This window comes from uncultured Methanobrevibacter sp., assembly GCF_900316895.1.
Classification (GTDB): Archaea; Methanobacteriota; Methanobacteria; order Methanobacteriales; family Methanobacteriaceae; genus Methanocatella.
Map to the genome: position 1 here is coordinate 2,264 of NZ_ONER01000107.1, position 4,246 is coordinate 6,509.

6 protein-coding genes are annotated in these 4,246 nt (G+C 36.8%); all 6 read right to left on the reverse strand.

The features are described 5' to 3' along the window. On the reverse strand, positions 1–513 hold a 513-nt coding region (locus tag QZN27_RS09050; protein WP_296786679.1), incomplete at its 3' end, for a flavodoxin family protein. A 1-nt stretch (position 514) separates the two neighbouring features. Continuing rightward, positions 515–1,726: a cofactor-independent phosphoglycerate mutase gene (locus QZN27_RS09055; RefSeq protein WP_296786682.1), complete on the reverse strand. Its 1,212-nt coding sequence runs from the start codon at positions 1,724–1,726 to the stop codon at positions 515–517. A 33-nt stretch (positions 1,727–1,759) separates the two neighbouring features. Further along, positions 1,760–2,779: a homoserine dehydrogenase gene (locus QZN27_RS09060; RefSeq protein ID WP_296786684.1), complete on the reverse strand. Its 1,020-nt coding sequence runs from the start codon at positions 2,777–2,779 to the stop codon at positions 1,760–1,762. A gap of 12 nt (positions 2,780–2,791) precedes the next feature. Further along, a complete protein-coding gene (locus QZN27_RS09065; RefSeq protein ID WP_296786686.1) occupies positions 2,792–3,277 on the reverse strand; it encodes an amino acid-binding protein in 486 nt (161 codons plus the stop codon). A gap of 11 nt (positions 3,278–3,288) precedes the next feature. Beyond that, positions 3,289–3,504: an Asp-tRNA(Asn) amidotransferase subunit GatC gene (gene gatC, locus QZN27_RS09070; RefSeq protein ID WP_292603333.1), complete on the reverse strand. Its 216-nt coding sequence runs from the start codon at positions 3,502–3,504 to the stop codon at positions 3,289–3,291. Between the two features lie 397 nt (positions 3,505–3,901). After that, a complete protein-coding gene (locus tag QZN27_RS09075; protein ID WP_296786690.1) occupies positions 3,902–4,159 on the reverse strand; it encodes a 4Fe-4S dicluster domain-containing protein in 258 nt (85 codons plus the stop codon). Positions 4,160–4,246 lie beyond the last annotated feature (87 nt).

Here is a 4,246-nt window from a genome sequence, read left to right on the forward strand (position 1 = left end):
TCCCTCTTCATCCTGCATTACCTCTTCAGGAGTGTTTCCATGAACCATATTCCAATAGAATGAGGAAATGATAGGCATTTGGCTGATTCCCAAATACTTGATTAATTGGTCATAAGTTGCAGTTGTACCACCACGCCTTGCAGAGCAAACCACCGCTCCAGGCTTATGCTTAAAAGCTTCTCCATTAGCCCCATGTGAGTTTGAGTAAAATGCACGGTCCATAAATGAAGTCATGGATCCGTTTGCGCTGGCATAATAAACCGGTGAGCCGAATACGAAAGCGTCTGCATCATATGCCTTTTTAACAAATTCGTTTACAACATCATTGTCAAAAGTGCACTGTCCTTTCTCGCCGCATTTCATGCATGCGATGCAGCCGGTTATAGGTTTTGTTTTAATCCAGAATATTTCTGTTTCAATGTCATGTGTTTTTAAGGTTTCTGCAACTTCTGTTAATGCAGTGTATGTGCATCCGTTCTTATGTGGGCTTCCATTTACCAATAATACTTTCATTTTAATAATCTCCATCAATCAATCTTTGAACTAATAAATGTCCTTTTTTGAATTCCAATGAACCTTTTTTAACGCCTTCCTCATCAAAGGATTCGCATTCGTCACCTTCGCGTTCGGAATCAAATATGACTATTGGCACATTGTCACGGGTGTGAGTTCCAACGCTTATCGGTGTCGGGTGGTCAGGCAATATTGCTCCCCTGTATGGTGAGCCTTCAAGACTTTCAATGATAGGACCAACAATGAACTCGTCAATCCTTTCGATAGCCTTTACCTTTTCAGCAGTATTTTGAGCATGACCCGCTTCATCAGGAGCTTCAATATGAATCAACAATAAATCAGTTTCCTTTAATGCTTCAATACCATATTCACCTTTCTGTTTATAGTCAGTGTCGAAATATCCTGTTGCTCCAGGAACGTCAATAATGTTCATTCCGGCGAAGTTTCCAATACCTTTAAGAAGATCCACTCCTGTGATTACTGAAGCGGTAATTCCGTAAGTCTCTTCGAAGTTAGGCAAGCTTGGAGTCACTCCCTGTCCCCATAGCCATACCATGTTAGCAGGAATTTCCCTTTTCTGATTGATTTCATGGTCTTTTAGATATTCTCTTGCTTCAAACATTATGTTTTGGATTTCTTCAGCCAATTCACATTCTCCAAACATGTTATCTAAAAGATTTTCGCCAACAATGTCATGAGGAGGCATTGTCTTGATGCTTGAAAGGATTTCTGCATCTTCTATACTGTCACAGGAATAAATGAACAGGTGCCTGTAGCTTACTCCGGTGTAGAACTTTCCCTTAAAGTCAGGATATTTTTCTGTGAAATATTCGTTCAGACCTTTCATCAGCACATCCGCCTCTTCAGTGGAAATGTGGCCTGCATTAAAGTCATCCATTGCATCGCTTTCGCTGAATATTGTATTGCATCTGAATATAACATCTTCAGGTTTTGTTGGAATGCCTTCGCTTCCGGCCTCTAAAGGTCCACGGCCGGTATAGTAATCTGCAGGATTGAAACCGAAAATGCTCATATTTGCAACATCAGAGCCTGGAGTATACTGTTCAGGAACATTGTTTGTAAAACCTCCAAAACCTTTTTTGGCCAATTTATCAATATTTGGAGTATTGGCCACCATCAAAGGAGTTTTTCCGTCCAATTCATCTACAGGGTAATCACTGGAACCGTCAGGGATAAAAATTACATATTTCATAATATCATCAAAGTAAAAATAAAAATAAAAAAATTAGTATTTACTTTTTAAAATACTAATCAAGTCAGTCAACATCGCAGAAGCGGTTTCAAGGGAACCTGCTCCAAGTCCAATTACGGATACCTCATCAGCCAAATCGGTCTTGATTGTAGCCATATTCAAGGTTCCGCTTACATCATAGGAACTTCCTCTTTTAACTAAACGAGGAGATACCTGCAGATTGTCAGGGGATACTTCAGCAATTAATTTTATCAGGTAATCATCCCTTTTGGCCAGTTCAATGGCTTGGGAGTTAATTTTTGAAATACCTTCAACCTTAACGTCACTGTAGGTTGCATCAATTCCCAATAGAGAATTTGCCAAGATGACGGTTTTACATGCTGCATCAATACCTTCAACATCCTGGGTCGGGTCGGTTTCTGCAATACCCAATTCCTGTGATTCCTTTAAGATGACTTCATATTCTGAACCTTCAGAAGTCATTCTTGATAAAATGTAGTTTGTGGTACCGTTCAGGATACCTTTGATTGATTTGATTTCACAGGAAGCTAAAGTATCTTTTGTGAAATTGATGATTGGCATTGATCCGCCAACACTGGCTTCATACTTAAATTCCACACCGGCCTCTTCAGCAGCACCAACAACTTCCTTGAATTTTAAGGCCAAATGTCCCTTATTTGAGGTTACAACATCTTTTCCCTGTTCGAATGCCTTTAGGGTTAGTGAAAGTGCAGGCTGTGCATCAACGATATTTGTAGGAGTTGCTTCTATAAGACAATCGTATTCAACAGCATCCAATACATCTGCACCATTCTTATCAGACCCAAATTCAGGATATGCTGATAGTTTTCCTTTCTCTTTTTTAGTCTTTACAAGTAATTCTTCATCTAAGCCATCTTGTGAGATTGCAGATGAAGATGAGTCTGCTGCTGCAACTACTTTTACTGCAACACCAGTTTTATCCTTAATTAAATCTTTTTTCATGGATAGGGCATTGGCAACACCTTGGCCAACTGAACCGAATCCCATGATAATGACTTTACATTCATCCATAATAATCATCACTTAAACTTCATTAATCACTAGCAATTCCTTTTCCTCTGCAATTTCTGCAATCTTATCAAATACTGTTTGCTTTTTGCCAATATCCGCTTCGATATTAATCAATGCGGTGGATTTTTCCTCACCGTTCAATTTAATATCAAATGCCACAATTACAACACCGTCCAATTTATTTATTCTATCCATAGTGTCCCTTAAGTCCTGGTCTACAATGTGGCCAAAGAATATTGTAGTGATTTTTTCTTTTCTAACAACACCATCCAATTCAATAATGGAAAATCCTAATTCTTCAAATCTGTCAACCACTTTTTTAAGGTCTTCATGTTCACCCTCTAAAGTAAGCTGAACCGGAACTTTCCCATTTTCGTTTTTATAATCTCTCTTATGAATGACAGTTACTAGATTAGCACCATACACACTTATTGGTTCTAATGCTTTAACTAACTGTCCTGGAGAATCTAAAAGTTCTAGAACCAAGTTTATTCTCATATAAATCCCTCTTAATTTGTCCAATCAGCTCTTTTCACAATAAGATTTCCATCTTTATCAATATTGGCATTTCTTAATATTTTTTCAGGATTTTTCTCATGAGCTTCATCTTCACGAGTTAGGTTTAAATTATCGGTAATGTACCAGGTTTCGTCAGAATCCGGAATGTCTTCCAATATTTTTGAGAATTTTTCTATAATATCTTCTGCATCTTTTTCGATTGTCATTAATATAAACTCCTATTAATTAATAATATAATTATTATGTTTTTTAACATTAATAAAGTTAAAGAAAATACTCTTTCAAAAACTTTGTCGATTTTCAAAATCGGTTTTTCGATTTTGATTCCAAAATAAATCTCTGCAATATATTCATTTTAAAACACTATGTTTTGTCTTGAATATTCGTTTTCTGAGCAAGGACCGCTTCCTCAATATTGTATATGCTCACCAATTATTTTCACCCAGACCTCCACTACAGCCGAGACAATTGGCTCGCTTATAACATAGGCATGGCAACGTTATTCGGGTTAGAAAATAATTAATATTATATCAAATTAATCAAAAAGATTCATTATGATGACTGAAAATACTTAATTTTTCAAATTAAACCTGTTTGTCCAAATCATAATTTCACGGCATCATTCGGACAACTGTGAACACAATTAAGGCACAGTATACATTCCGTACCGTTTTCTCTTTTTCTGGAATTATTTAACATTTCAACATCCATCGGACATGCCCTTACACATTTGCCGCAACTGATGCATTTATTTTCATTAACTTTAACTCTTAAAAGTGAAAAGTAGCTTGAAATCTTTAAAAATACAGTAATCGGACAAATATATTTGCAAAATGCACGATTATCTTTAAGTTGAACCACCCCATCCTATAGAGGATGGGGATTCCTGAATTTTTTTCACTTAATAATGGTTAATTTAAGTATTTTTTCAGGCTATCCCCGTTGAAC